We start from the raw sequence: 20057 nt of genomic DNA, 5'->3' as shown, positions 1-20057 counted from the left end.
AGGGTCGGCGTCCCCGGCAGGTACAGGCTCCTTCTCGTAGCCCGGAGGATTTGCTCACTCCTGGGTCTTGAGGTCCTCCAATCCGGCCGCGACCAGCAGCGGGGTGAACTCCACAACGCTGTGCGTGGCGACGCCGTTGAGGACGTACGGATCGGTGGCGAGAAGGCGGTCAAGTTCTTCGGCGGGCATCCGGGGGGCGAGGTAGACACCACCGACCAGAGGCACCTGGCGCCCGGCAACCAGAAGCAATTTCCGGGATATGAGCTGATTCAGCCAGTCGCCGTGGGCCGGCCTCCATCGGTCCACTTCATCCAGCGGTGCCGTGTAGGTCACTGTGACAACGAACATGCCCGGACCGTAGCGGAACACCAAGGACTGCAGCCATCACATTCCATGACCCGGGAGACAGGCTCTGGGTTGCGTGGCAAAAGCGGCTGTGTCGATGAACGTGTGCAGGTCGCGCCGACCAGGGAAGTTCGGTCTCAGCGTGGTGTGAGTCGGGCGACCGTTCCGATCTCCAGGGCTGTCCAGATTGCGCCGTCCGGTCCCAGGGTGATGCCGTGTGGTTCGGAGGATGGGCTGGGGAGGTCGTGTTCGTCGATTCGGCCGTCGGGGGTGATCCGGCCGATGCGGTTGGCTCCCCATTCGGTGAACCAGCAGTTTCCGTCGGCGTCGGCTGCGATGGCGTGCGGGCGTGACGCAGGGTCGGGCAGGGCGAATTCGTCGATCTTCCCGTCGGGCGTGATCCGTCCGATCTGACCGGCGCCGATCTCGACGAACCATATGGCTCCGTCGGCACCGGCGGCGATACCGACTGGGGCGGCGGCCGGTGTGGGTACCGGGTGGATGCTGGTGTGACCGTCGAGTCCGATGGCGCCGATAGCGTTCGCCTGGTTCATCGTGAACCACAGCCGGCCGTCCGGGCCGTTGGCGATGGCTGACGGGAAGGCTTCCGAGAGCGGGAGAGGGAACTCGGTGACGTCACCGTCGGGTGTGATGCGGCCGATGCGGTCGGCGCTTGCTTCGGTGAACCACAGTGCTCCGTCGGGGCCGGCGGTGATGCCGAACGGCCCGGCATCCGGCGTCGGCAGCGGGAACGAGGTGATGTTTCCGGTCGTGGTGATGCGGCCGATCCGGTGGCTGCGGAATTCGGTGAACCACAGAGCGCCGTCGGGTCCTGTGGTGATGATCGACGGTCCGCTGGAGGCGGGTTCGAGCTGGTAGGAGGTGACGTCGCCGTCGGTGGTGACCCGGCCGATCCGTCCGTGGTGGACCATGGTGAACCACAGTGCGCTGTCGGGGCCGCAGGTGATTCCGTAGGGCCCGGCGTCGCTGCCGGACACGGGGAATTCTGTGATCGGAGCGGTCGGACGGCGCGGCATAGGGCGGGTTCCTTCATCGGTGGGTGGTGGAGTTCAGCGACTGCGGATGCTATCCAGAGCGCTCCGTGACCGCCTCTGGTTAATCCTGTTGCGCGATACGGTCTCGGCTCAGACGGCAAGGGCCTCGACGTAAGGACGCGCGCCCGTAGGCCGCTCCTTTACCGCCTCAGGGGGCCTACGCCGGGCCCTCTCTGGGCCCTCCGAAGCAGGTTTGGTGATCATGCCTCTGAGCTGCGCATACGGCGCGGCTCAGGGGCATTTTCATGCTGTGGAACCTCCCTGGAACCTCAGCCCTGGCGATCTTGCGGCCGGAGGGCCTGCCCGAGAGCCTTCCGGGCCCGGTCCCGACTGCTCGGAGCGGGTTCAGGGTTCGATGGCGAGGTGTTCGATGAGGTCGTCGCGCAGTGTGAACCGATAGCGGAGATCGATGGTGCCGCCGGGGAAGTTGCCTTCGAGGTGGTGTGTGGCGATGTAGTGGGCCGTGTCGGTCTGCTGGGCGTTCGTGAGGTGGATGGTGTAGGTGAATTCGGTGGCGGATCGGTCCAGCCACCGCTCGATCGCGGCGCGTCCCTGGTAGGTGTTGCCGTCGTCGATCACTGTGGCGTCGTCGGTGAACGTCGTGACCGCGGTGGCGGTGTCGTGGACGCGGTGCGCTGTGAGGTAGCGGGTGATCACCTCGGGCAGGTCGTCCGGGGTGATGGTCCGGGGCTGGTTGTCGTGCATGACGCTCCCGATGGTGGTGGCGGGTTCAGACGGTGGGGGTGGTGCCGCCGTCGATGACGTGTTCGGCGCCGACGATGGCCGAGGCGCGGTCGGAGACGAGGAAGGCGACGAGCTCGGCGACCTCCTCGGGCCGGTTGGGACGGCCGAGCGGGATGCCTCCCAGGGAGTCCATGAGCCGGCCCAGCGCCGCCTCCTGGCTGATGCCGGCGTCGTGGGCGATCCGGGTGACGAGGTTGTCGGCGGCCGAGGTCTGGACGAAGCCGGGCGAGACGGTGTTGACGCGGACGCCGTGCGGGGCGACCTGGTTGGCCAGGCCCTTGCTGTAGGTGGTCAGGGCGGCCTTGGCGGCGGCGTAGGCCAGGGTGCCGTTCCACAGCGGCATGCGGCGCTGGATCGAGGTGACGTGCACGACCGCGCCTTTGCCCGTGGCGATCATGTGCGGGAGGAGTGCGCGGTCCAGGCGGACGGCGGCCAGCAGGTTCGTGTTCAGCTCCCTTGCCCAGTCGTCCTCGCCGAGCGCGGCGAATCCTCCTGCTGGTGCCTCGGAGCCGCCGAGGGTGTTGACCAGGATGTCGACGCCTCCCATGCGGGCGTCCACCTCGGAGGCGACGTGGGCGGCGCCCTGGGCGGTGGACAGGTCGGCGGCGATGAACGTCTTCTCCTCGACGTCGTCGGGGCGGCTGCGGGCGGTGACCAGCACGGTCGCGCCGGCCTCGGCGAGCCGTCGGGCGATCGCGGCTCCGGTGCCCTTGGTGCCGCCGGTGACCAGAGCGCGTCGGCCTTCGAGGGATTCGCTGATGGATGTGGTCACGTTGTGCTCCGTTCCCGGGCGCGGGTATACGAGGCGCCGCTCCCGTCGTGACTGCTAAAATAGAAGCTACTAACTTCGACATTAGCAGTAACTGAGGGGATGGTCGCCGTGGCGAGCCGCATCAGGCTGGAGGACCGGGAGTGCCCGCTGTCCACGACGGTGGAACACGTCGGCGAGTGGTGGACACTGCTGATCCTCCACGACGCCTTCGACGGCTACACCCGCTTCGACCAGTTCCAGGAGAGCCTGGGCATCTCCTCCAGCATGCTCACCACCCGGCTGAAGACCCTGGTCGCCGACGGTCTGCTGGAGCGCCGGCCCTACCAGACCAGCCCCGTCCGGCACGAGTACGTCCTGACCGAACTCGGGCGCTCCCTGCGCCCGGTGATCGTCGCCCTCGCCGCGTGGGGCAACTCCCGCCTCACGCCACCGGAGCGCAGCATGATCCTCGTCGACGCGCACACCGGCGAGGAAGTCGAGCCCGTCGTCGTCGACGCCAAAACCGGCCGCCGACTCGACGACAGCGCCGCCTACGTCTTCACCGCAGGCCCCGCAGCCAGCGACGCGATGCGCACCCGCTACGAGGCACGGCGGGCCATTCCCGCGGAAGAGGCGTAAGTCCGAGCATGACGCGGTTGATCGTCGCAGCAGGAGGAGGGGGCGACGCAGTCGCCGCCGCAATGCTTGACGCCGCTCTGTACGGCGACGAGGACCAGGCGGTGATCCTCACTTACGCATGGGATCGACTGCTCGTGGACCCGCTACCGGGCCCGCGAGGAGCCCGTGACTTCACCAGCCTCACCCAGATCACCTCGGCCGTCTCGGCAGTGTCGGCCGAGGCCCGCCCGATCGCTCCGGCAGGCTCCACCCTGCCCCGACTCGCGGCGGAGCTTCCGCACACGTTCGCGCTGATCGACCCCCACCACGGCGCCGAAGGCGTTACGCGCCAACTCGAAGAGCTGGTGAATCACTTGGAGCCCGAGTCGATCGACCTCCTGGACGTCGGCGGCGACATCCTGGCCAGAGGCGACGAGCCGACGCTCAAGAGCCCACTTGCCGACGCCCTCACCTTGGCCGCGCTCGCGGCGACGGCACGAGGAGTACGAGGCACCTGCGAAGTGCGCGACGCCGGGCTTCCCGTACCGCTCACGGACGAGGGGCCGACGAGCCCGCGCCATCATGACCACGGCGCACCTCGACGAGGTGGAGGCACACAGCCGCGAAATCTGCGGCTACTCGGAGATCGACTACGAGCGCAACAAGGCCGCGTGGCTCAGCGAGCAGCCGCCGTTGAAGCTGGACCCGGAGGCGGTCTTGGCCCAGCTGGACCACTTCGAGGCCGAAGCCCGAAACCGCGGGGTCACCCACACGACGTTCCTCCACATCACCGAGGCCCTGAACTTCAGCGGCAACCAGCGCCAAGACCTGCGCGAGCTGCTCATCAACAGCCGTCCGGAGCAGTACGACGCGCCCCTGTGGCGCATCACGACGCAACCTGAGTCGCTCCGCCCGCGCTGCGCCGACGCGCGCCCACATGTGGATAGGGCCGACGGCCATGAGTCGAGTACCGCACAGTGCGGCGTGTCGGCCGCGACGAGGCTGATGCGCCGGCTCGGGACGCCATCGTGCGCGTCGTCGCGCTGCTGAGGGCCATGGGAATGGCATGGTGAGGACAGTCGGTTCCACGGCTCCCGCAAATCACGTGGTCGGGTTCTCGCCCGCCACGTCCCTCTGAAGGACGGTCACATCATGCGTCCTCCGCCCGCACCTGATACGACCCTTGGGAGTCGGTGTGCCCACCCTGACGGGGATACGCAGCCCGCTCGGCTGCCGGCCGTGTCGGGGGCTGAAGCGGACGCTGGTGCCCACCCATCGGGTGAGGTTGCGCGGAGGGTCCGAGGCGGCCGGAACAAGGACTTGAACAGGCCGCGGCAGCGGGCTTGAGGGCCTCCGGTCACCGCTGCGGCTCGGCGGAGGCTCGCGGCGCCGCAGCGCAGATCGCAGGCGGTCTGACCGAACCGGCCATCAGCTGGTGGAACCGGCCTGCTGTATCGGGAGGGGAGAAGATTCTGGGGGTCCTGGAAGGAATTCAACCGTGAGAACACAGTTCTCATTCACCCGCGTCTTTCCCGCCGTCGGTCTTGTCCTGCTGAGCTTCCTGTCCCCTGGACTGGCGGCGGCCGGCACCAAGGCGGCTCAGCCCGACAACATCGCGCTTCAGTGGAACGCAGCCGTCCTACAGGCGGTGCGAAACTCCGCGCTGGGACCGCCCATGGTGTCCCGGGCCCTGGCCATCGTGCACACGTGCATGTATGACGCGTGGGCCGCCTACGATCGCACGGCTGTGGGCACTCGACTCGGCGGAACTCTGCGGCGCCCTCCCGGGCAGCGCACGCTGGCGAACAAGAACGAGGCGGTCAGCTTCGCCGCCTACCGCGCCGCCGCCGACCTGTTTCCCGGCCGAGTCGCCGCAGACTTCGACCCGCTGATCAAAAGCCTCGGCTACGATCCGGCGGACACCACGACGAACCTCAACTCACCCGCCGGAGTGGGCAACGTGGCCTGCAAGGCCGTGCTGGACTTCCGGCACACGGACGGGTCCAACCAACTCGGCAACGAGCCCGGCGGGAACGGCAAGCCCTACTCCGACTACACCGGCTACCGTCCGGTCAACGACGCACTGGACCTGACCCCGGGTGGATCGTTCGACCCTGCGACGGTGCACGATCCCGACCGCTGGCAGCCCCTGCGCTACGTCAACACCGCAGGAGCCACCGTCACACCGTCCTTCCTCGCCCCGTTCTGGGGGATGGTGACGCCGTTCGCATTGAAGAGCGGCGATGCCCTGCGCTCACGCACCGGGCCCGTGCGCTACGCCAGTGACCCGGCCGCCTACCGTGCCCAGGCCCAGGCTGTGCTCGACATCAGCGCGAACCTGACCGACAGGCAGAAGGTCATTGCCGAGTACTGGGCCGACGGGCCGAACTCGGAAACGCCGCCCGGACACTGGAACCTCTTCGCTGAGGGAGTCTCGCGCCGGGAGCACCACGGCCCCGACGCCGCAGGGCTGGGAGCCGATGTCAAGATGTTCTTCGCCCTCAACAACGCCCTCCTCGATGCCAGCATCGTCGCCTGGGACAACAAACGGGCTTTCGACTCGGTGCGCCCTGTCACTGCCATCCGCTACCTCTTCCACGGCCAGCCGGTACGAGCCTGGGGCGGCCCTGGCCAGGGCACGAAGATCATCGACGGCGGCACGTGGCGGCCGTACCAGCCCTCGGCCTTCCCGACCCCGCCGTTCGCCGAGTACTCCTCCGGACACAGCAACTTCAGCGCCGCCGGCGCCACAATCCTGCGCCTGGCCACTGGCAGCGACAAGTTCGGCGCCTCGGCGACGATCGCGGCCGGCTCCTCGAAGGTCGAACCCGGGCTGGTACCGGCCCGGAACATCACTCTTACCTGGCCGACGTTCACCGACGCCGCCAACCAGGCGGGCATCTCCCGCCGGTACGGTGGCATCCACTTCAAGCAGGGTGACCTCGATGCGCGGGAAACGGGGCGCACTGTTGGCGAACTCACCTGGCGTCTCGCCCAGCGTTACTTCCACGACACTGTGTAGGTCCACCTGCTCCTCGCCGCCCACTGGCATCGCCACGAGGGCGGCGAGGAGCAGGTCGCCAAATCGGACGGCGCCGCGAACGCAGCAGGCCAGCCCGGCAACGAGCCCTAGATACGCGTGCGTGGTAGGGCGACGCGCCCGCGTAAGCCACATCGATCAAGCCCCCTGCCTGCGGGTTCTCCGCCGGGAGGGGGCTTTTCGCTGTCTCTGGGCCGTCAGGTGTTGGACGGGTCCGACCGGGCCGTGTCGAAGACGGCGGCCACGGCCTTGCGGGTGCGCTCCCTGGCAGAGCGGCGCCCGTTGATCCTGGCGCCCGAGCACGACGACCCGACCCTGGGAGCGGACGACCAGCGCAACAACGACTTCCGCTACGAGTCCGATCTGCACGGCGCGATCTGCCCCCACGGCGCCCACGCCAGGCGAGCCAACCCGCGCGACTCAGAGATCGTCGGCGACGTCCGCCTGCACCACATGATTCGACGGGGCACCAACTACGGCCCCCCGCTGCCGGCCGGCGTTCACCGGCCTCGACCAGGAGAAGGACCTGCTCACGGGCAACAACGACGGCACGGGCATCTTCACGATCCCGCAGCACCCCATCCGGCGCCGCCTGCATGGCGTGTACTTCTTCCTGCCGAGCCTCAGCGCGCTGCGTTGGCCGGCCGACGCCCAGTGAACAGCGCCGAACCATCGCGGCAGGTCAGCTGCCCATGCACCCCGCACCACCAGGATCGGAGGACTCCCCCGGCTTCTCCTTACTGGTTTGCCGACGCCATAGCAGGAGTTGACTACTCACCTGCCGGGATCCAGCCGGTGGGCGAGGTCGTGGGCGGTGGCGCTGGTGAGGTCCCCGACGTAGGCCCCGACGATTTCGAAACGGCCGCCGGTGATCGAGGAGGTCACGTACGGCCTGCCCCAGAGCTTGCCGTCGATGACAATGGCGAATTCGTTGCGCGGGGCTGGGGCCGCCGCGATGGAGCTGGTGAGGGCGGCGAAACGGGTCCGGTCGGCGGGGCTGAGGCTCACCTCGACCTGCCAGGTGCCGTCGATGGTGCTTTTCTCAGCTTTCGCGGAGGTGACATGGACGTCGGTCATGCCCCTGACCCGGTCGGCGTGGACGCAGAACGCCGGTTGGGTCGCGGTCGCGTGCACGGTGTAGCCGCCGCTGTCATGGGTGCAGGCGTGCTCCATGGACGAGGTGACCGGCAGGAGGGAGACCGGGGCCGCCTTCCCGGTGTTCCCGGTGCCGCCCCCTGCGGGCTGAACCACGTGCGCGCGGGGGGTCGCGCCATCCGCGACGACCACCCAGGCCGTGGCGACCACGGCGGCTGCGACGACGCCGAGCCCGGTGCGGGCCAGCCGCTGCCGCCGCCGGGCGGCCCGCAACGCGCCGTCGGCCAGGCCGACCAGATGGGCACCGGCGGCGTCACCACCGCTCTCCCGGACATGGGCGTGCAAGGCATCGTGCAGCAACGTTTCGTGCAGCGGGTTTTCGGTCGAGTCGTTCATGCGATGACGCCCCTTCCGGAGGCAGTGGAGGAGGAGGCCGACGGCTCTGCCTCGGCCAGGGTGGTGCGGAGAGAGGCGAGGGCCTTGTGGGTCTGGCTGCGGACTGTCCCCTGAGCGACGCCCAGAATCGCGGCGATCTCGTTGTCCGGCCGGTCCTCGAAGTAACGCAGCACGATCACCGCACGCTGGCGCTTGGGCAGCCGCCGCAGCGCGGCCATGATGTCCTGCCGCTGGACCACGGTGTCGGCCCAGTCGGCGACCGGCCCGGACGGCTGGTCCGGCAGGGTGTCCGTGACCGTCTCCCGCCCCCAACTGAGGAGCCTGAAGCGATCCACCTGGGCGTGGTAGAGGGCCCGGCGCACATAGCTCTCCGGCTGCTCCCGGTCACGCAGCTTCGACCAACGCCGAGCGGTGGAGGCAAGCGCGGTCTGGAGCAGGTCCCGGCCCTGCTCCCAGTCCCCGGTCAGCAAGTAGGCCGTGTGCAGCAGCGATCTCGACCGCGCCGCCACGAACTCGCGGAACTGGCGTTCCTCGTCGGCGTTCAATGTGCCCTCCCTCGTTCCCCCGTAAAGACGGGTACGGAAGAGGGTTCGACTGCCCTGCCAGTCAGACTTTCTCGACCAGGCGCCAGGCTTCTCGTGGGGAGCGGCGGGGGCATGCGGCGACCCAGCCCTCGCCCGTGCGGCTGCAGAAGCGCGTCACGCGCAAGATGAGTTACACGACCAGGTGTTGGGGATGAACAGCAGCCCAGCTTCTCGGGCTCACGTGACACACGTCGGCATCCTGGACACCATGACGAACCCCGAAGGCCCGTACGTGAAGGTGCACTTCCGGCTTGAGATCGTGGACGGCTGGCCTCCGGCATCGGTGGAGAGCCTGTGGACTGTCGATCAGGGCGACGGCACCGTGCGGCTCGACAACATCCCCTGGTTCGTCCGAGGCATCGCCTGCGGGGACATCGTTACCACCGAGCCCGACGAGGAAGGCGTGCGATGGGCCGGCGAGGTGGTTGGGCGTTCGGAGAACTGGGAGCGGTTCGGCATGGTCGCTCTGGACGTCCCGCCCACCGCCGATCTCGCCAAGGTCCAGAAGCTGCTCAACCATGGCGTCGTCAAGGAGTGGTGGCATATGGAAGAGGGGTGCATCACTGCGCAATGGCGGGCCGCTTCCGCCGGCTGGGAGTAGCCGGCCCCAGAAAGTCACGACGGCGTTGTGCTCGGTCACTGGGACGCGGGCGGGATGCTCTGGTCGTACTGGAAGACGTTGTGCGGGTCGTACTTCGCCTTGATCCTGCGCAGTCGGTCGAAGTTGGATCCCCAGTAGGCGCTCTCCCAGTCCTGCATGCCGATGTTCGGCACGTTGGCGTAGGCGCCGTCCACGTAGGGGCGCAGGGCCTGGCTGAATTCGGCGATCCAGGCCTGGGCCTCGGGGGTGTGCGGGTCGCAGATGCCCGGCTGGTCGGAACGGGTCCCCCAGCCGGCGCCGGGCTCGGAGTAGAAGAGCGCGTCGCGGTGCGGGAACGCCGTGCCGCCGCGGGGGCTCCTCCTGACCGCCCCGCCGAACGCCTGAGTGAAGAAGTTGCTGTCGTCGGTGGGCGCGTCCCGCATGAACGAGGAGACCACGTCGATCGCCTTGACCGGGAACGGCTTCCTGGTGAACTGCGAGTAGAACTTCCAGTTCGCGGGTTCGTCCTTGGTCGGTATCTGGAATCCCGAGTACACGTCGCCCCAGTTGCCTTCCTGCACCGAGACCTGGGGGCTGCCGATCGACAGGATCGGGGCCAGCAGCTTCTTCGCCTCCGTGGGTGTTCCTTCCGCGAGGACCGCGAACAGCAGGGTCTTCTTCCGGTGAATTTCGAGCTGGGTGCCGAGGCGGTCGTCTGCGTACGGCGCAGAGCGCTGCCAGGCGTCGAAGACCCTGCGCAGGTCGCCGATTCCGCCCCAGGTGGCCTGCACATACGTGACGCTCTTCAGCGGGGCCACTTTGTAGGTGAGGGAGGTGACGGCCCCGAAGTTGCCGTTGCCCGCTCCGCGCAGCGCCCAGAGCAGATCGGGGTTGTGGTTGAGATCGGCCTTGATCACCTTGGCGCACTCGGAGCCTTCCGCGACGACGACCTCGGCGCCGATCAGGGTGTCGCAGGCCATGCCGAGCCAGCGGGTGAGGAAGCCGAAGCCGCCGCCGAGCGTGGCGCCGGCCAGACCCACGCTGCCTTCGGTCCCTGTCGTCACCGCGAAGTTCTGCTTAGCGAGCGTGGTCACCGCTTCCAGCTGGTTGAGTCCGGAGCCGACCGTCGCGACGCGAGCGGCGCTGTCGACGTGGACCGACTTCAGTTCACTGATGTCGATCACGAGGCCGCTGTCGACGTTCGACCAGCCCTCAAGACCGTGGCGTCCGCTCCGGATCCGCAGCGCGACGTCGTTCTGCCGCGCCCACGTCAGGGCGTTGACCACGTCCTGGGTGTTCTGGGCGAAGACGATCACCAGCGGATAGTGAGAGAAGAGCTGGTCCCAGCCGAGGCGCGCGTCCGTGTACCCGGGGTCGTCGGGGCGGACGATTCGGCCGGTCAGTTTCGCCGGCGCGCACCCCGCCCCGGACGCCTCGCTCCCGGACGTCTCGGTCGCGGCGCTCGCACCGGGGGCTGCGTCGACCGTGACGCCCGGCACGACGACCGCACCGGCTCCGGCGATCGCCGTCGCTTTGAGCAGTCCCCGACGGGAAAAGTCGTTCATGGTCCGTGTCCTCTCGGCCATCAGGGGACGCAAATCTCTCTTTTATGGATAATTTGCGCGACATGGGCGGTAGCTGGGACGATCACGGTGGATATGAACCCAGGTGAACAGCCCCGGACGCAGTCGGCAACTCGGCGTCGGCGGCGAGGGCATGGAGTTCGCCAAGGTGCGAAGACTGCTCAACCATGGCGTAGCTGAGGAGTGGCGGGTTCTGTTGCGTGCCGGGTGGCCGTGCGAGGATGCCGGGCGTGGTCGGGTATGCGCTGAGTTTCCTGGTTGGCCTCGGGGTGGGCGGGCTGTACCCGTTGTGGCGTCGTCGCCGAGGTGCTGCAGCCGGGCTGCATGGCGTGGCGGAGGCGCCGCCCGGGGGGATTCCAGAGGAACTGCCTGCGGCCGTGGTGGAGTCGGTGACCTCCTTCGGGGAGGAGGTGGCCGGCCTGGAGTTCGATGTCGACGGGACCGATGCCACCTCCGCCGTACTGAAGGAGTACCGGGCGGCGTTGGCGGCGTACGACCGGGCCAGTGCGGCCCGTACGGAGCCCGATGCGCTGGCCGCTCTGCGGGACGGCCGTGCCGCCGTGATCCGGCTCGACGCCCGGCGCCGTGGGCGGCCCGTTCCGATCGACGCGCTGCCGCCGGCCGCCGGGCCGGTCCGCCCCCAGCCGCTCACCGGTACCGGCGAACGGCATGTGTCCACCGGCGACGGCGACGGCAGGACCGAGGTGCTCATCGACCGTCCCGAGCCCGGCCGCCCGGCCCTCGTTGAGGCCGATGTCACCGGCGACGGCAACTTCCATCTGCAGACCGTGATCCGCACGGAGGACCTGACCGACACGGGGGAGAGCCTGGCTCTGGTCATCGGTGAGTACCACGGGCGTCGATACCTGACCGCGGACGCCACCCATCTGCGCGTCATCACCGCCAACAGCGGGAACGGCCACCGTTGGTCGATCCGCGTCGCTCCGCTGTCGGCCGCGACCGCGCTCGCCCCCGAGCACCAGGGCCACGGCGACGAGGTGCTGCGCTACACCGGCGGCCCGGCGCTGCTCACCGTCCAGTTCCAGACCGACCGCAGCTGGAAGGTCAGCTACGTGTGCCAGTGCGGTCGGTCCGGTTCCGCCTGCCTGTGCCGTCGGCCCGCATGGCCCAAGGGCACCCCCGGCGACGACTTCTCCCTCGTGCACGGCTGGGGCGACGGGCGCCGCACGCTGCGTCTGCCCCGCCCCGGCTTCCTGATCGTCCACGACGGCGACGGCGGGGGCTCCTGGTACCTGACCACCCAGCCGGTGGACTTTCCGCAGCGGGCTAGCGCACGTCCACGTAGTCGCCGGTCGCACTGACCGCCGAGGTGGTGGAGTTGCCCGCGAAGCTCCAGCGCCAGTAGCCGTCCACGGAGGCGGGGACCGTGGTCGTCAGGGTGCCCGTGCTGGAGGTGTTCACGGTCTTGACGGTGGTGTACGTCGTCGTACCGGCCTTGCGGAACTGGAGTCTGACCGGCTGGCCGGTGTAGGCCCGGTAGTCGAGCGTGTCCCAGTTGGCCCGGGTGAGCTTGCCGGTGACCGTCAGGGTGCCGCCCTGGGCGACCGGCTCCGGACCGGCGTCGACCGTCAGCTTGGCCTGCCGCTGGAGGCGGGTGGTGGTGTAGGCCCACCGGTCGGTCTGGCTGTCGTCGTTGGCGCCCACCTGGACCTGGACCTTCCATGTGCCGGCGTGGGCGTTCGTGAGCCACCAGTCCGGTTCGAAGGTGAAGGTCTTCGAGCAGGTGGACGTCGTACTGCTGGAGGCGACACAGTCCGCCGGGGTGTCGGTCTGGTCCGGCACGATCTTGTCCTCGATGTAGTACGGGTCGGAGCCGTCCGGGCCCCGCCACAGGGAGAAGTCCGCGTCCCAGATGCCCGACGGGTCGGTGGCCGTCACCGAGACCGTGATCGTCTTGTCGGCCGTGTCGACCACGATGCTCTTGCCGCCGTTGACGACGACGCTGTCCACCTGGATGTCGCCGACGTTGTCGTCCGCGTAGGCACCGGGGACGGCGAGGCCGGCCAGCGCGGTGACGGTGGTGAGCAGGGCAAAGGCAGCGCGCTTGCGCATGTATCTCCTTCACGGAGCGATGAAGCCCACGAGGGGAACCCGCCGAACGGCGGCATCGCTTTACCCAGCGCGCCTGCGTGATCAAACGTCACCGCGGCCTCAGACGTCACCGCGGCCTCAGACGTCACCGCGGCCTCAGACGTCACCGCGCCTCAGCCGAGGGAGCCGGACCAAGTCGGATCGGGTCAGACCGAGAGCGGGACAGGGTGCACCTCGTCCGCGCGGTGCCCGGCACGTTCGTGGATGCGCTGGACCGCGTCGGCCGAAGGGGCCTCGGAGAGGCAGTAGACGGTGCCGGACTTCGGGTCCGCCCAGGCGTGCTCGAAGGTGACGCCCTCGTCCCTCTCTATGGCTTGGTCGGCCCGGTGGACCTGCCTGAGTTGCTCAGCCGTGATGCCCTGCATCCCGTGGTGGACGTCCATGAACTTGGGCATGGCCTCACACCTCCTTCTCCTCCTTCTCACTTCCATGCTGCGCCCCGGCTCCCGGACGGGCATCCGGTACGACGAAGGGGCGGCGGGTGTCGTACCCACCGCCCCTCGGTGTCGTTCGGTGCTGGGCGTCGCTCAGCCGCACTGGCAGGGCGCGCCCGACTGGCAGCCGCAGCCGCAGCCGGAGCTGCAGCCGCATGCGCCGATGAGCGGGAGGCTCCTGATCTCGGCGGGCTGTTCGGTCTCGCGGTCCTGCGTGGGAGCGGGCGTGGTGCTGGGGGATTCGGCCATGGACCCTCCTAGACGCTGGGGCATGAGTGCCCTGTTCATTGCATGCCCGTCCCACTGGGCGCATCAACGGCGCATGGAGGCGGAGCGCCCCCGCGCGGCTACGCCCCCTCGCCCCCCGTCACCTGCTGGATGTCCTGCTGCAGCTCGTCCGCGTACTCGCCCGTGACCAGGTAGACGACGCGCTTGGCGACGGCCACGGCGTGGTCGGCGTACCGCTCGTAGTAGCGGCCGAGCAGGGTGACGTCCACCGCCGTCTCGATGCCGTGCTTCCAGCGCTCGTCGATCAGGTGCTGGAAGAGGGTGCGGTGCAGGAGGTCCATCTCGTCGTCGTCCTGCTCCAGCTGGAGTGCGAGGTCGACGTCCTTCGTGATGATGACCTCGGCGGCCTTCGCCATCAGGCGCTGCGCGAGCTGGCCCATCTCCAGGATCGTCGCGTGCAGGTCCTGGGGGACCGCGCGCGCCGGGAAGCGCAGCCGGGCCAGCTTCGCCACGTGCTGGGCGAGGTCGCCGGAGCGCTCCAGGTCGGCGGACATGCGCAGGGACGTGACGACGATACGGAGGTCCGTCGCCACCGGCTGCTGGCGCGCGAGCAGGGCTATAGCCCGCGCCTCCAGGTCGTGCTGGAGCTCGTCGACCTTCGCGTCGGCCTCGATCACGCTCTCGGCCAGCTTCAGGTCGGCGTCGAGCATGGCGGTCGTCGCGCGCCCGATCGCCGACCCGACCAGCCGGGCCATCTCGACCAGACTGTCGCTGATCGAGTCAAGTTCCTCGTGGTACGCGTCCCGCATCAGGGTTCCCTCTCCTACGTTGTGCCTGGGGGTTCCGGGGGCCGTGCCAGCACGTGCCCGTGGTGAAACCGACGTGCGAACCCCACGCTCCCACGTTCTGCCTCGTACGCGTCCGTTTCTTCCACCCCAAATGAACCAGTACTGGCTCCTGGGTGAACTCTGGGCGACGAGTGTTCGAGGTCATCCCTTGACGGCTGTGGGTATGTCGGAGGGCATGCCTAACCTGGAGGCATGGACGTGAACGCGGCGGTCGCCGCAGCGGCAGCGATCGCCGGGGTGCTCACCGGTGTCATCGCCATGCTGGCGTTCCGCTGGAGCGAACGCGACCAGAAGCGACCGACCAGGACCTCATTGCACACCGATCCCGTACTCCCGCCCGGCGTGGACACCGTGTTGTCCGTGCTCCGCTCCTCGGCCGTCGTCCTAGACGAGGCCGACGCCGTCGTCAAGGCCAGCTCCGCCGCCTACGCCCTCGGGCTGGTCCGCGGCGGCAAGCTCTCCATCGAGCCCATGCTCCAGATGGCCCGGGACACCAGACGGGACGGCGAGATACGCCAGGTCGAGCTGGACCTTCCCAGGCGTGGAACCGGACGGGGCGACGCCCTCGCCGTCTCCGCGCGAGTGGCCCCCCTCGGCTCCCGCCTGGTCCTGCTGCTGGTCGAGGACCTCACCGAGGCCCGACGGATCGAGGCCGTACGGCGTGACTTCGTGGCCAACGTGAGCCACGAGCTGAAGACACCCGTCGGCGCGCTCTCCCTGCTCTCCGAGGCCGTCATGGACGCCTCCGACGACCCCGAGGCCGTGCAGCGCTTCGCGGGCCGCATGCAGATCGAGGCGACCCGGCTGACCAACCTGGTCCAGGAACTGATCGACCTGTCGAGGGTCCAGAACGACGACCCGCTGGAGGACGCCGAGCCCGTCCGCGTGGACGAGCTGGTCGCCGAGGCCATCGACCGCTGCCGCCACCAGGCGGGCACGAAGCAGATCACCATGGCCGCCGGCGGCACCGCCGACCTGCACGTCTGGGGCAACCGCGGCCAGCTCGCCGCCGCCCTCGGCAACCTGGTCGAGAACGCGGTCAACTACTCGCCCGCCCGTACTCGGGTCGGCATCGCCGCCCGCCGGGTGTCCGCACCCGGCGGCGACCTGATCGAGCTTGCCGTGACCGACCAGGGCATCGGCATCTCAGAGAAGGACAAGGAGCGCGTCTTCGAGCGCTTCTACCGCGTCGACCCCGCCCGCTCCCGGGCCACCGGAGGCACCGGTCTGGGTCTGGCGATCGTCAAGCACGTGGCCGCCTCGCACGGCGGGGAGGTCACGGTGTGGAGTGCCGAGGGTCAGGGCTCCACGTTCACTCTCAGGCTGCCGGAGGCGGGTGCGGCCCGTGACCGCGCTCAGCAGCACCCCGACCTCGACAACGAGGCCGAGGCCGGTGGCTCCTCCGACTCATCCCCGTACGAACCGCTTCCCGCCCCGGAGGTCCTTCCGTGACCCGAGTGCTCGTCGTCGAGGACGAGGAGTCCTTCTCCGACGCCCTGTCGTACATGCTCCGCAAGGAGGGCTTCGAGGTCGCCGTGGCGGCGACCGGCCCCGACGGACTCGACGAGTTCGAGCGCAACGGCGCCGACCTCGTCCTCCTCGACCTGATGCTGCCGGGGCTGCCCGGCACGGAGGTGTGCCGCCAGCTCCGTGGCCGCTCCAACGTTCCCGTGATCATGGTGACCGCCAAGGACAGCGAGATCGACAAGGTCGTGGGCCTCGAAATAGGAGCCGACGACTACGTCACCAAGCCCTTCTCCTCCCGCGAGCTGGTCGCCCGCATCCGCGCGGTGCTGCGCCGCCGCGGCGAGCCGGAGGAGGTCACCCCGGCCGCGCTGGAGGCCGGCCCGGTCCGCATGGACGTCGACCGCCACGTGGTCACCGTCAGCGGTTCCAAGGTCGACCTCCCGCTGAAGGAGTTCGACCTCCTGGAGATGCTCCTGCGCAACGCCGGGCGCGTCCTCACCCGCATGCAGCTCATCGACCGGGTCTGGGGCGCCGACTACGTGGGCGACACCAAGACCCTGGACGTCCACGTCAAGCGCCTCCGCGCCAAGATCGAGCCGGACCCGGGCGCGCCGCGGTACCTTGTGACGGTGCGGGGTCTGGGCTACAAGTTCGAGCCGTAAACCGTGGGCCGGGAGCCGTAGGTCCTACGACTCCGACGTGCGCTGTGACGAAGGGCGGCACCCCGTGTGGGGTGCCGCCCTTCGTCATGCGGGGTGCCCGCGGTGGCTCAGTTGCCCGCGGCCGACTGGGACGCCGAGTCGCCCGGGGTCGCGCCGGTGCCGGCCTTGTCGCTCGCGGTGGCCGAGGGGCTGTTCTTGCCGTTCTTCGCCGGCTTGCCGCTGGTGGAGGCGGTCGGGCCCGGAGCCCCGGTGGCCGAGGCGGTGGCGGAGGCGGAGGCGGAGGTGGAGGCCGGGGCGGACGGGATGTTGCTCGGGCCCCACGTGCTGAAGTAGCTGGTGGCGGGCACGACGAAGGCCTGCAGGCTCACCGCGCCCGAGGTGCTCAGGGTGAAGGTGACCTTCTGGACGTTGCCGTCCTGGACCGCCTCGCGCCCGCTGGCCAGCACCGCGGAGGAGTTGCCCTGGCCGCCGATGATCAGGGAGCCGTGCGCCGGGATGCTCAGGCTCTGGCCCTTGGCGGCCTTGAGCTCGGCGTTCGCGGAGCCGACGCTGATCGACTGGAGGGTCTCGGGGTCCTTGCCGGAGTTGAAGATCGTCGCGGAGATCACGGCCGGGCCGGTCGACTTCAGGTCCGGCTGGGTGATGACCAGGGCGTTCTGGATCTTGATGTTCCCGATGCTGACCGCCGCGTTGTCCGGCTTGATCTCCAGCGTCTGGGAGTCGGAACCGGCGCCGCAGGCGGCGAGCGAGGCGATCGAGAAGACGATGGCGGAGGCGGCGAGGGCGCCGCGTCGAAGGCTGCTGCTCACGGCGGCGGCAACTCCTTGAACGCAGGGGCGGCTCCGGATAAAGCCGCTCTAAGTGTCTGTCAGCGGCCTTAGGTTACCGAGCCGTTCTCTCGGGGCCGCACCCGACCCTCCCCCAAGGCTCACGCTTCCCTCCGGCTGGGGGTACCCCAGGCGTCACAAGTGACTCATCGGCCACATTGGCAGCGCAGTCGTCGGCCATTCCCATAGGTCCCATAGCGCACTCGCAACACCACTGTCGGCATCCCCGCAACACGTCTCGCAAATTTCAGGTGAAGGAATGCGGGATCACCTCGGATATTGATCAGCCGCCGCCCTTCCGGCCGCCTGTGATCAATTCCGGAATCGTCTCGTACCCGACTCATGTCACCGAACGGAGTAGCGGAAGTCGTACGCTTGGAAGTGGACAAATCGGGATGTTCATCCACTTGGAGACAGCGCCGGGAGTGTGTAACGTACGCGTTTCACCCCGCCCGAAGAGCCCCTCCGACCTGCGAATTCCCGCCTCCGCAGGGCCCTCGCAGCACGTTCCGGTTGCTGTTGTCAAGCCCCGAGATATGCCCTGACCTGCGAAAACGCCATTCAGAAGACGCCGTATCCGTGTTACCCTGGATAGCCACGGAAGGGGTACCTGTCACATGACGTTCAAGGTTGGCGACACCGTGGTCTATCCCCATCACGGGGCCGCGCTGATCGAGGCCATCGAAACTCGCCAGATCAAAGGCGTGGACAAGACCTACTTGGTGCTGAAGGTCGCCCAGGGTGACCTGACGGTGCGTGTGCCAGCGGACAATGCAGAGTTCGTCGGTGTGCGTGACGTGGTCGGTCAGGACGGGCTGGACCGGGTCTTCGAGGTGCTGCGCGCGCCGTACGCCGAGGAGCCCACGAACTGGTCTCGTCGTTACAAGGCAAACCTGGAGAAGCTCGCCTCCGGCGATGTCATCAAGGTCGCCGAAGTAGTGCGTGACCTGTGGCGTCGAGAGCGCGAGCGCGGTCTCTCCGCCGGTGAGAAGCGCATGCTGGCCAAGGCCCGCCAGATCCTGGTGAGCGAGCTGGCTCTCGCGGAGAACACGAACGAGGACAAGGCCGAGGCCCTGCTCGACGAGGTGCTCGCCTCCTGACGCGCTGTCGCTGACGCGCGCCCAGCACTGTGAAATGCCGCGGTGCCCGATGACACTGAACCTGTCGCCGGGCGCTGCGGCATCTTCGTCCCCGGACACTCCCCCCGGTTTTGCTCCTGAACGCCTGCCGTACCTCTCGGGGGAAGGAACCCCCCGATACTCGACGTGCCGGGCCCGGGCGGATGGCTCGACCAGGGTCACGGAAGGGTCCGGTCAAGGCGTCGCGCCCGGCACTCCTCCAGGCCATACCCACCTAGGTCGAGCACACAAACCTGACAGGAACCGATGTCTGACGTTTCGCGCCCCACGCCCGCCCCGGCTCGTACGCCAGCGGGCGTCGCCGCCGTGATTCCCGCCGCCGGCCGGGGTGTACGCCTCGGCCCGGGCGCCCCCAAGGCGCTCCGGCCGCTGAACGGCACGCCCATGCTCATCCACGCGGTCCGCGCGCTGGCCGCGTCCCGCCATGTCTCCCTGGTCGTCGTCGTGGCCCCGTCCGACGGCGCCGCCGAGGTCAAGTCGCTGCTCGACGCGCATGCCCTGCCCGAGCGGACCGACTTCCTTGTCGTCCCCGGCGGGGACAGCCGGCAGGAATCGGTCAGGCTCGGCCTGGACGCCCTGCCGCCCGAGTACGGCATCGTCCTCGTCCATGACGCGGCCCGCCCGCTCGTCCCCGTGGACACCGTCGACGCGGTCATCGACGCCGTACGCGAGGGCGCTCCCGCCGTCGTGCCCGCGCTGCCGCTCGCCGACACCGTCAAGGAGGTCGAGCCCGCGGCCGAGGCCGGGGCCCCCGAACCGGTCGTCGCCACACCCGAGCGGGCGCGGCTGCGCGCGGTGCAGACGCCGCAGGGCTTCGACCGGGAGATCCTGGTCCGCGCCCACGAGACCGTCACCGACAACGTCACGGACGACGCGAGCATGGTCGAGCAGCTGGGGCTCACGGTCGTCGCCGTCCCCGGGCACGAGGAGGCCTTCAAGGTCACCCGGCCCCTCGACCTGGTCCTGGCCGAGGCGGTCCTGGCACGCCGGAGGCTGAACGATGGCTTCTGACCGCTTCCCCCTGCTGCCCCAGGTCGGGATCGGCACCGACATCCACGCCTTCGAAGAGGGCCGCGAGCTGTGGTGCGCCGGCCTGAAGTGGGAGGGTGAGGGGCCGGGCCTGGCCGGGCACTCCGACGCGGACGTCGTCGCCCACGCGGCCTGCAACGCGCTGTTCTCCGCGGCCGGGCTCGGCGACCTCGGACAGCACTTCGGCACCGGCCGCCCCGAGTGGTCCGGCGCCTCCGGCGTCACCTTGCTGACGGAGGCCGCCCGCATCGTCCGCGAGGCCGGCTTCACCATCGGCAACATCGCCGTCCAGGTGATCGGCCCCCGTCCGAAGATCGGCAAACGCCGCGACGAGGCCCAGAACCTCCTCTCCGAAGCAGCCGGCGCCCCCGTCTCGGTCTCCGGAGCCACGACGGACGGCCTGGGCTTCCCGGGCCGCGAGGAGGGCCTGATGGCAGTTGCTACAGCCCTGGTGGTGCGAACGGGCTGACCTTGGGTGGAAGAGGGGGCGGGGCCTCTCGTGGGGCGGGCTGACCGGGGC

At 69.2% G+C, this 20057-nt stretch carries 21 protein-coding genes and 1 pseudogene; 10 read left to right on the top strand and 12 right to left on the bottom strand.

What is annotated here, in order from left to right; all coding sequences use genetic code 11:
- Positions 1 to 54: 54 nt before the first annotated feature.
- The 4 genes from ACWD3E_RS15495 to ACWD3E_RS15480 form a co-directional block, all read right to left on the bottom strand.
- The gene (locus ACWD3E_RS15495) at positions 55 to 348 is read right to left on the bottom strand and encodes a YciI family protein (protein ID WP_451350514.1); all 294 of its coding nucleotides are present in this window, start codon (positions 346 to 348) and stop codon (positions 55 to 57) included.
- A gap of 134 nt (positions 349 to 482) precedes the next feature.
- Complete coding sequence (locus ACWD3E_RS15490; protein ID WP_451388046.1) at positions 483 to 1382, bottom strand: Vgb family protein; 900 nt, start codon at positions 1380 to 1382, stop codon at positions 483 to 485.
- A 363-nt stretch (positions 1383 to 1745) separates the two neighbouring features.
- On the bottom strand, positions 1746 to 2105 hold the full coding sequence (locus tag ACWD3E_RS15485) for a nuclear transport factor 2 family protein (RefSeq protein ID WP_451388045.1): 360 nt from the start codon (positions 2103 to 2105) through the stop codon (positions 1746 to 1748).
- Positions 2106 to 2130: 25 nt separating this feature from the next.
- The gene (locus tag ACWD3E_RS15480) at positions 2131 to 2916 is read right to left on the bottom strand and encodes an SDR family oxidoreductase (RefSeq protein WP_451388044.1); all 786 of its coding nucleotides are present in this window, start codon (positions 2914 to 2916) and stop codon (positions 2131 to 2133) included.
- Positions 2917 to 3015: 99 nt separating this feature from the next.
- On the opposite strand from ACWD3E_RS15480, the gene ACWD3E_RS15475 reads away from it, so the two are divergent.
- The 3 genes and pseudogenes from ACWD3E_RS15475 to ACWD3E_RS15465 all read left to right on the top strand — a co-directional run bounded on the left by ACWD3E_RS15475 (position 3016) and on the right by ACWD3E_RS15465 (position 6535).
- Complete coding sequence (locus ACWD3E_RS15475) at positions 3016 to 3534, top strand: winged helix-turn-helix transcriptional regulator (RefSeq protein WP_451388043.1); 519 nt, start codon at positions 3016 to 3018, stop codon at positions 3532 to 3534.
- Between the two features lie 62 nt (positions 3535 to 3596).
- Positions 3597 to 4407 (top strand): annotated as a pseudogene (locus ACWD3E_RS15470) (DUF1152 domain-containing protein); the annotation flags it as partial.
- A 604-nt stretch (positions 4408 to 5011) separates the two neighbouring features.
- The gene (locus tag ACWD3E_RS15465; protein WP_451388042.1) at positions 5012 to 6535 is read left to right on the top strand and encodes a vanadium-dependent haloperoxidase; all 1524 of its coding nucleotides are present in this window, start codon (positions 5012 to 5014) and stop codon (positions 6533 to 6535) included.
- A gap of 792 nt (positions 6536 to 7327) precedes the next feature.
- On the opposite strand, the gene ACWD3E_RS15460 is transcribed toward ACWD3E_RS15465, so the two are convergent.
- Both ACWD3E_RS15460 and ACWD3E_RS15455 read right to left on the bottom strand, forming a co-directional pair.
- Positions 7328 to 8044, bottom strand: coding sequence for a SecDF P1 head subdomain-containing protein (locus ACWD3E_RS15460; RefSeq protein ID WP_451388041.1), 717 nt, complete (start codon positions 8042 to 8044; stop codon positions 7328 to 7330).
- Positions 8041 to 8589 carry a SigE family RNA polymerase sigma factor gene (locus tag ACWD3E_RS15455; protein ID WP_451388040.1) on the bottom strand — a complete coding sequence of 183 codons (549 nt, stop codon included), beginning with the start codon at positions 8587 to 8589 and terminating at the stop codon, positions 8041 to 8043. The genes ACWD3E_RS15460 and ACWD3E_RS15455 overlap by 4 nt, the downstream gene beginning before the upstream one ends.
- A gap of 247 nt (positions 8590 to 8836) precedes the next feature.
- On the opposite strand from ACWD3E_RS15455, the gene ACWD3E_RS15450 reads away from it, so the two are divergent.
- The gene (locus ACWD3E_RS15450; protein WP_451388039.1) at positions 8837 to 9229 is read left to right on the top strand and encodes a DUF4265 domain-containing protein; all 393 of its coding nucleotides are present in this window, start codon (positions 8837 to 8839) and stop codon (positions 9227 to 9229) included.
- 35 nt (positions 9230 to 9264) lie between these two features.
- Here the strand turns inward: ACWD3E_RS15450 and ACWD3E_RS15445 are convergent, their stop codons facing one another.
- Entirely contained in the window at positions 9265 to 10773 is a 1509-nt protein-coding gene (locus tag ACWD3E_RS15445; protein ID WP_451388038.1) for an FAD-binding oxidoreductase, read from the bottom strand.
- A gap of 395 nt (positions 10774 to 11168) precedes the next feature.
- Between ACWD3E_RS15445 and ACWD3E_RS15440 the strand changes: the two genes are divergently transcribed.
- The gene (locus ACWD3E_RS15440; RefSeq protein ID WP_451388037.1) at positions 11169 to 12113 is read left to right on the top strand and encodes a hypothetical protein; all 945 of its coding nucleotides are present in this window, start codon (positions 11169 to 11171) and stop codon (positions 12111 to 12113) included.
- Here ACWD3E_RS15440 and ACWD3E_RS15435 read toward each other — a convergent pair.
- From ACWD3E_RS15435 to phoU, 4 genes are all read right to left on the bottom strand, one after another.
- Positions 12079 to 12864: a calcium-binding protein gene (locus tag ACWD3E_RS15435; RefSeq protein WP_451388036.1), complete on the bottom strand. Its 786-nt coding sequence runs from the start codon at positions 12862 to 12864 to the stop codon at positions 12079 to 12081. The two genes, ACWD3E_RS15440 and ACWD3E_RS15435, sit on opposite strands and share 35 nt — an antisense overlap.
- 185 nt (positions 12865 to 13049) lie before the next feature.
- Positions 13050 to 13298, bottom strand: coding sequence for an SCO4226 family nickel-binding protein (locus tag ACWD3E_RS15430; protein ID WP_451350520.1), 249 nt, complete (start codon positions 13296 to 13298; stop codon positions 13050 to 13052).
- 132 nt (positions 13299 to 13430) lie between these two features.
- The gene (locus ACWD3E_RS15425; protein ID WP_451388035.1) at positions 13431 to 13586 is read right to left on the bottom strand and encodes a hypothetical protein; all 156 of its coding nucleotides are present in this window, start codon (positions 13584 to 13586) and stop codon (positions 13431 to 13433) included.
- Between the two features lie 98 nt (positions 13587 to 13684).
- A complete protein-coding gene (gene phoU, locus ACWD3E_RS15420) occupies positions 13685 to 14374 on the bottom strand; it encodes a phosphate signaling complex protein PhoU (protein ID WP_451388034.1) in 690 nt (229 codons plus the stop codon).
- Between the two features lie 231 nt (positions 14375 to 14605).
- On the opposite strand from phoU, the gene ACWD3E_RS15415 reads away from it, so the two are divergent.
- Positions 14606 to 15865 (top strand): sensor histidine kinase, encoded by a 1260-nt coding sequence (locus ACWD3E_RS15415; protein WP_451388033.1) that lies wholly within the window; start codon positions 14606 to 14608, stop codon positions 15863 to 15865.
- Positions 15862 to 16542 carry a response regulator transcription factor gene (locus ACWD3E_RS15410; protein WP_010358452.1) on the top strand — a complete coding sequence of 227 codons (681 nt, stop codon included), beginning with the start codon at positions 15862 to 15864 and terminating at the stop codon, positions 16540 to 16542. The genes ACWD3E_RS15415 and ACWD3E_RS15410 overlap by 4 nt, the downstream gene beginning before the upstream one ends.
- Positions 16543 to 16649: 107 nt before the next feature.
- Here ACWD3E_RS15410 and ACWD3E_RS15405 read toward each other — a convergent pair whose 3' ends face one another.
- Positions 16650 to 17351, bottom strand: coding sequence for a DUF461 domain-containing protein (locus ACWD3E_RS15405; protein ID WP_451388032.1), 702 nt, complete (start codon positions 17349 to 17351; stop codon positions 16650 to 16652).
- 635 nt (positions 17352 to 17986) lie between these two features.
- Here ACWD3E_RS15405 and ACWD3E_RS15400 point away from each other — a divergent pair.
- The 3 genes from ACWD3E_RS15400 to ispF all read left to right on the top strand — a co-directional run bounded on the left by ACWD3E_RS15400 (position 17987) and on the right by ispF (position 20006).
- Positions 17987 to 18469, top strand: a complete 483-nt coding sequence (locus ACWD3E_RS15400) for a CarD family transcriptional regulator (RefSeq protein WP_003953493.1) — start codon at positions 17987 to 17989, stop codon at positions 18467 to 18469.
- Between the two features lie 285 nt (positions 18470 to 18754).
- The gene (gene ispD / locus ACWD3E_RS15395) at positions 18755 to 19519 is read left to right on the top strand and encodes a 2-C-methyl-D-erythritol 4-phosphate cytidylyltransferase (RefSeq protein ID WP_451388031.1); all 765 of its coding nucleotides are present in this window, start codon (positions 18755 to 18757) and stop codon (positions 19517 to 19519) included.
- Positions 19509 to 20006, top strand: coding sequence for a 2-C-methyl-D-erythritol 2,4-cyclodiphosphate synthase (gene ispF / locus ACWD3E_RS15390; protein WP_451388030.1), 498 nt, complete (start codon positions 19509 to 19511; stop codon positions 20004 to 20006). The genes ispD and ispF overlap by 11 nt, the downstream gene beginning before the upstream one ends.
- Positions 20007 to 20057: the final 51 nt, after the last annotated feature.

It is taken from the genome of Streptomyces sp. NPDC002676 (assembly GCF_053592455.1).
The sequence above is the reverse complement of the archived record's forward strand: the minus strand, read 5'-3'. Positions and strand labels throughout refer to the sequence as shown.

Excerpts from the sequence above, each read along its gene's own strand:
- ACWD3E_RS15495 (WP_451350514.1), bottom strand. The coding sequence starts at position 348 with ATGTTCGTTGTCACAGTGACCTACACGGCACCGCTGGATGAAGTGGAC.
- ACWD3E_RS15490 (WP_451388046.1), bottom strand. The coding sequence starts at position 1,382 with ATGCCGCGCCGTCCGACCGCTCCGATCACAGAATTCCCCGTGTCCGGC.
- ACWD3E_RS15485 (WP_451388045.1), bottom strand. The coding sequence starts at position 2,105 with ATGCACGACAACCAGCCCCGGACCATCACCCCGGACGACCTGCCCGAG.
- ACWD3E_RS15475 (WP_451388043.1), top strand. The coding sequence starts at position 3,016 with ATGGTCGCCGTGGCGAGCCGCATCAGGCTGGAGGACCGGGAGTGCCCG.
- ACWD3E_RS15460 (WP_451388041.1), bottom strand. The coding sequence starts at position 8,044 with ATGAACGACTCGACCGAAAACCCGCTGCACGAAACGTTGCTGCACGAT.
- ACWD3E_RS15450 (WP_451388039.1), top strand. The coding sequence starts at position 8,837 with ATGACGAACCCCGAAGGCCCGTACGTGAAGGTGCACTTCCGGCTTGAG.
- ACWD3E_RS15445 (WP_451388038.1), bottom strand. The coding sequence starts at position 10,773 with ATGAACGACTTTTCCCGTCGGGGACTGCTCAAAGCGACGGCGATCGCC.
- ACWD3E_RS15435 (WP_451388036.1), bottom strand. The coding sequence starts at position 12,864 with ATGCGCAAGCGCGCTGCCTTTGCCCTGCTCACCACCGTCACCGCGCTG.
- ACWD3E_RS15430 (WP_451350520.1), bottom strand. The coding sequence starts at position 13,298 with ATGCCCAAGTTCATGGACGTCCACCACGGGATGCAGGGCATCACGGCT.
- ACWD3E_RS15425 (WP_451388035.1), bottom strand. The coding sequence starts at position 13,586 with ATGGCCGAATCCCCCAGCACCACGCCCGCTCCCACGCAGGACCGCGAG.
- phoU (WP_451388034.1), bottom strand. The coding sequence starts at position 14,374 with ATGCGGGACGCGTACCACGAGGAACTTGACTCGATCAGCGACAGTCTG.
- ACWD3E_RS15415 (WP_451388033.1), top strand. The coding sequence starts at position 14,606 with ATGGACGTGAACGCGGCGGTCGCCGCAGCGGCAGCGATCGCCGGGGTG.
- ACWD3E_RS15400 (WP_003953493.1), top strand. The coding sequence starts at position 17,987 with ATGACGTTCAAGGTTGGCGACACCGTGGTCTATCCCCATCACGGGGCC.
- ispD (WP_451388031.1), top strand. The coding sequence starts at position 18,755 with ATGTCTGACGTTTCGCGCCCCACGCCCGCCCCGGCTCGTACGCCAGCG.
- ispF (WP_451388030.1), top strand. The coding sequence starts at position 19,509 with ATGGCTTCTGACCGCTTCCCCCTGCTGCCCCAGGTCGGGATCGGCACC.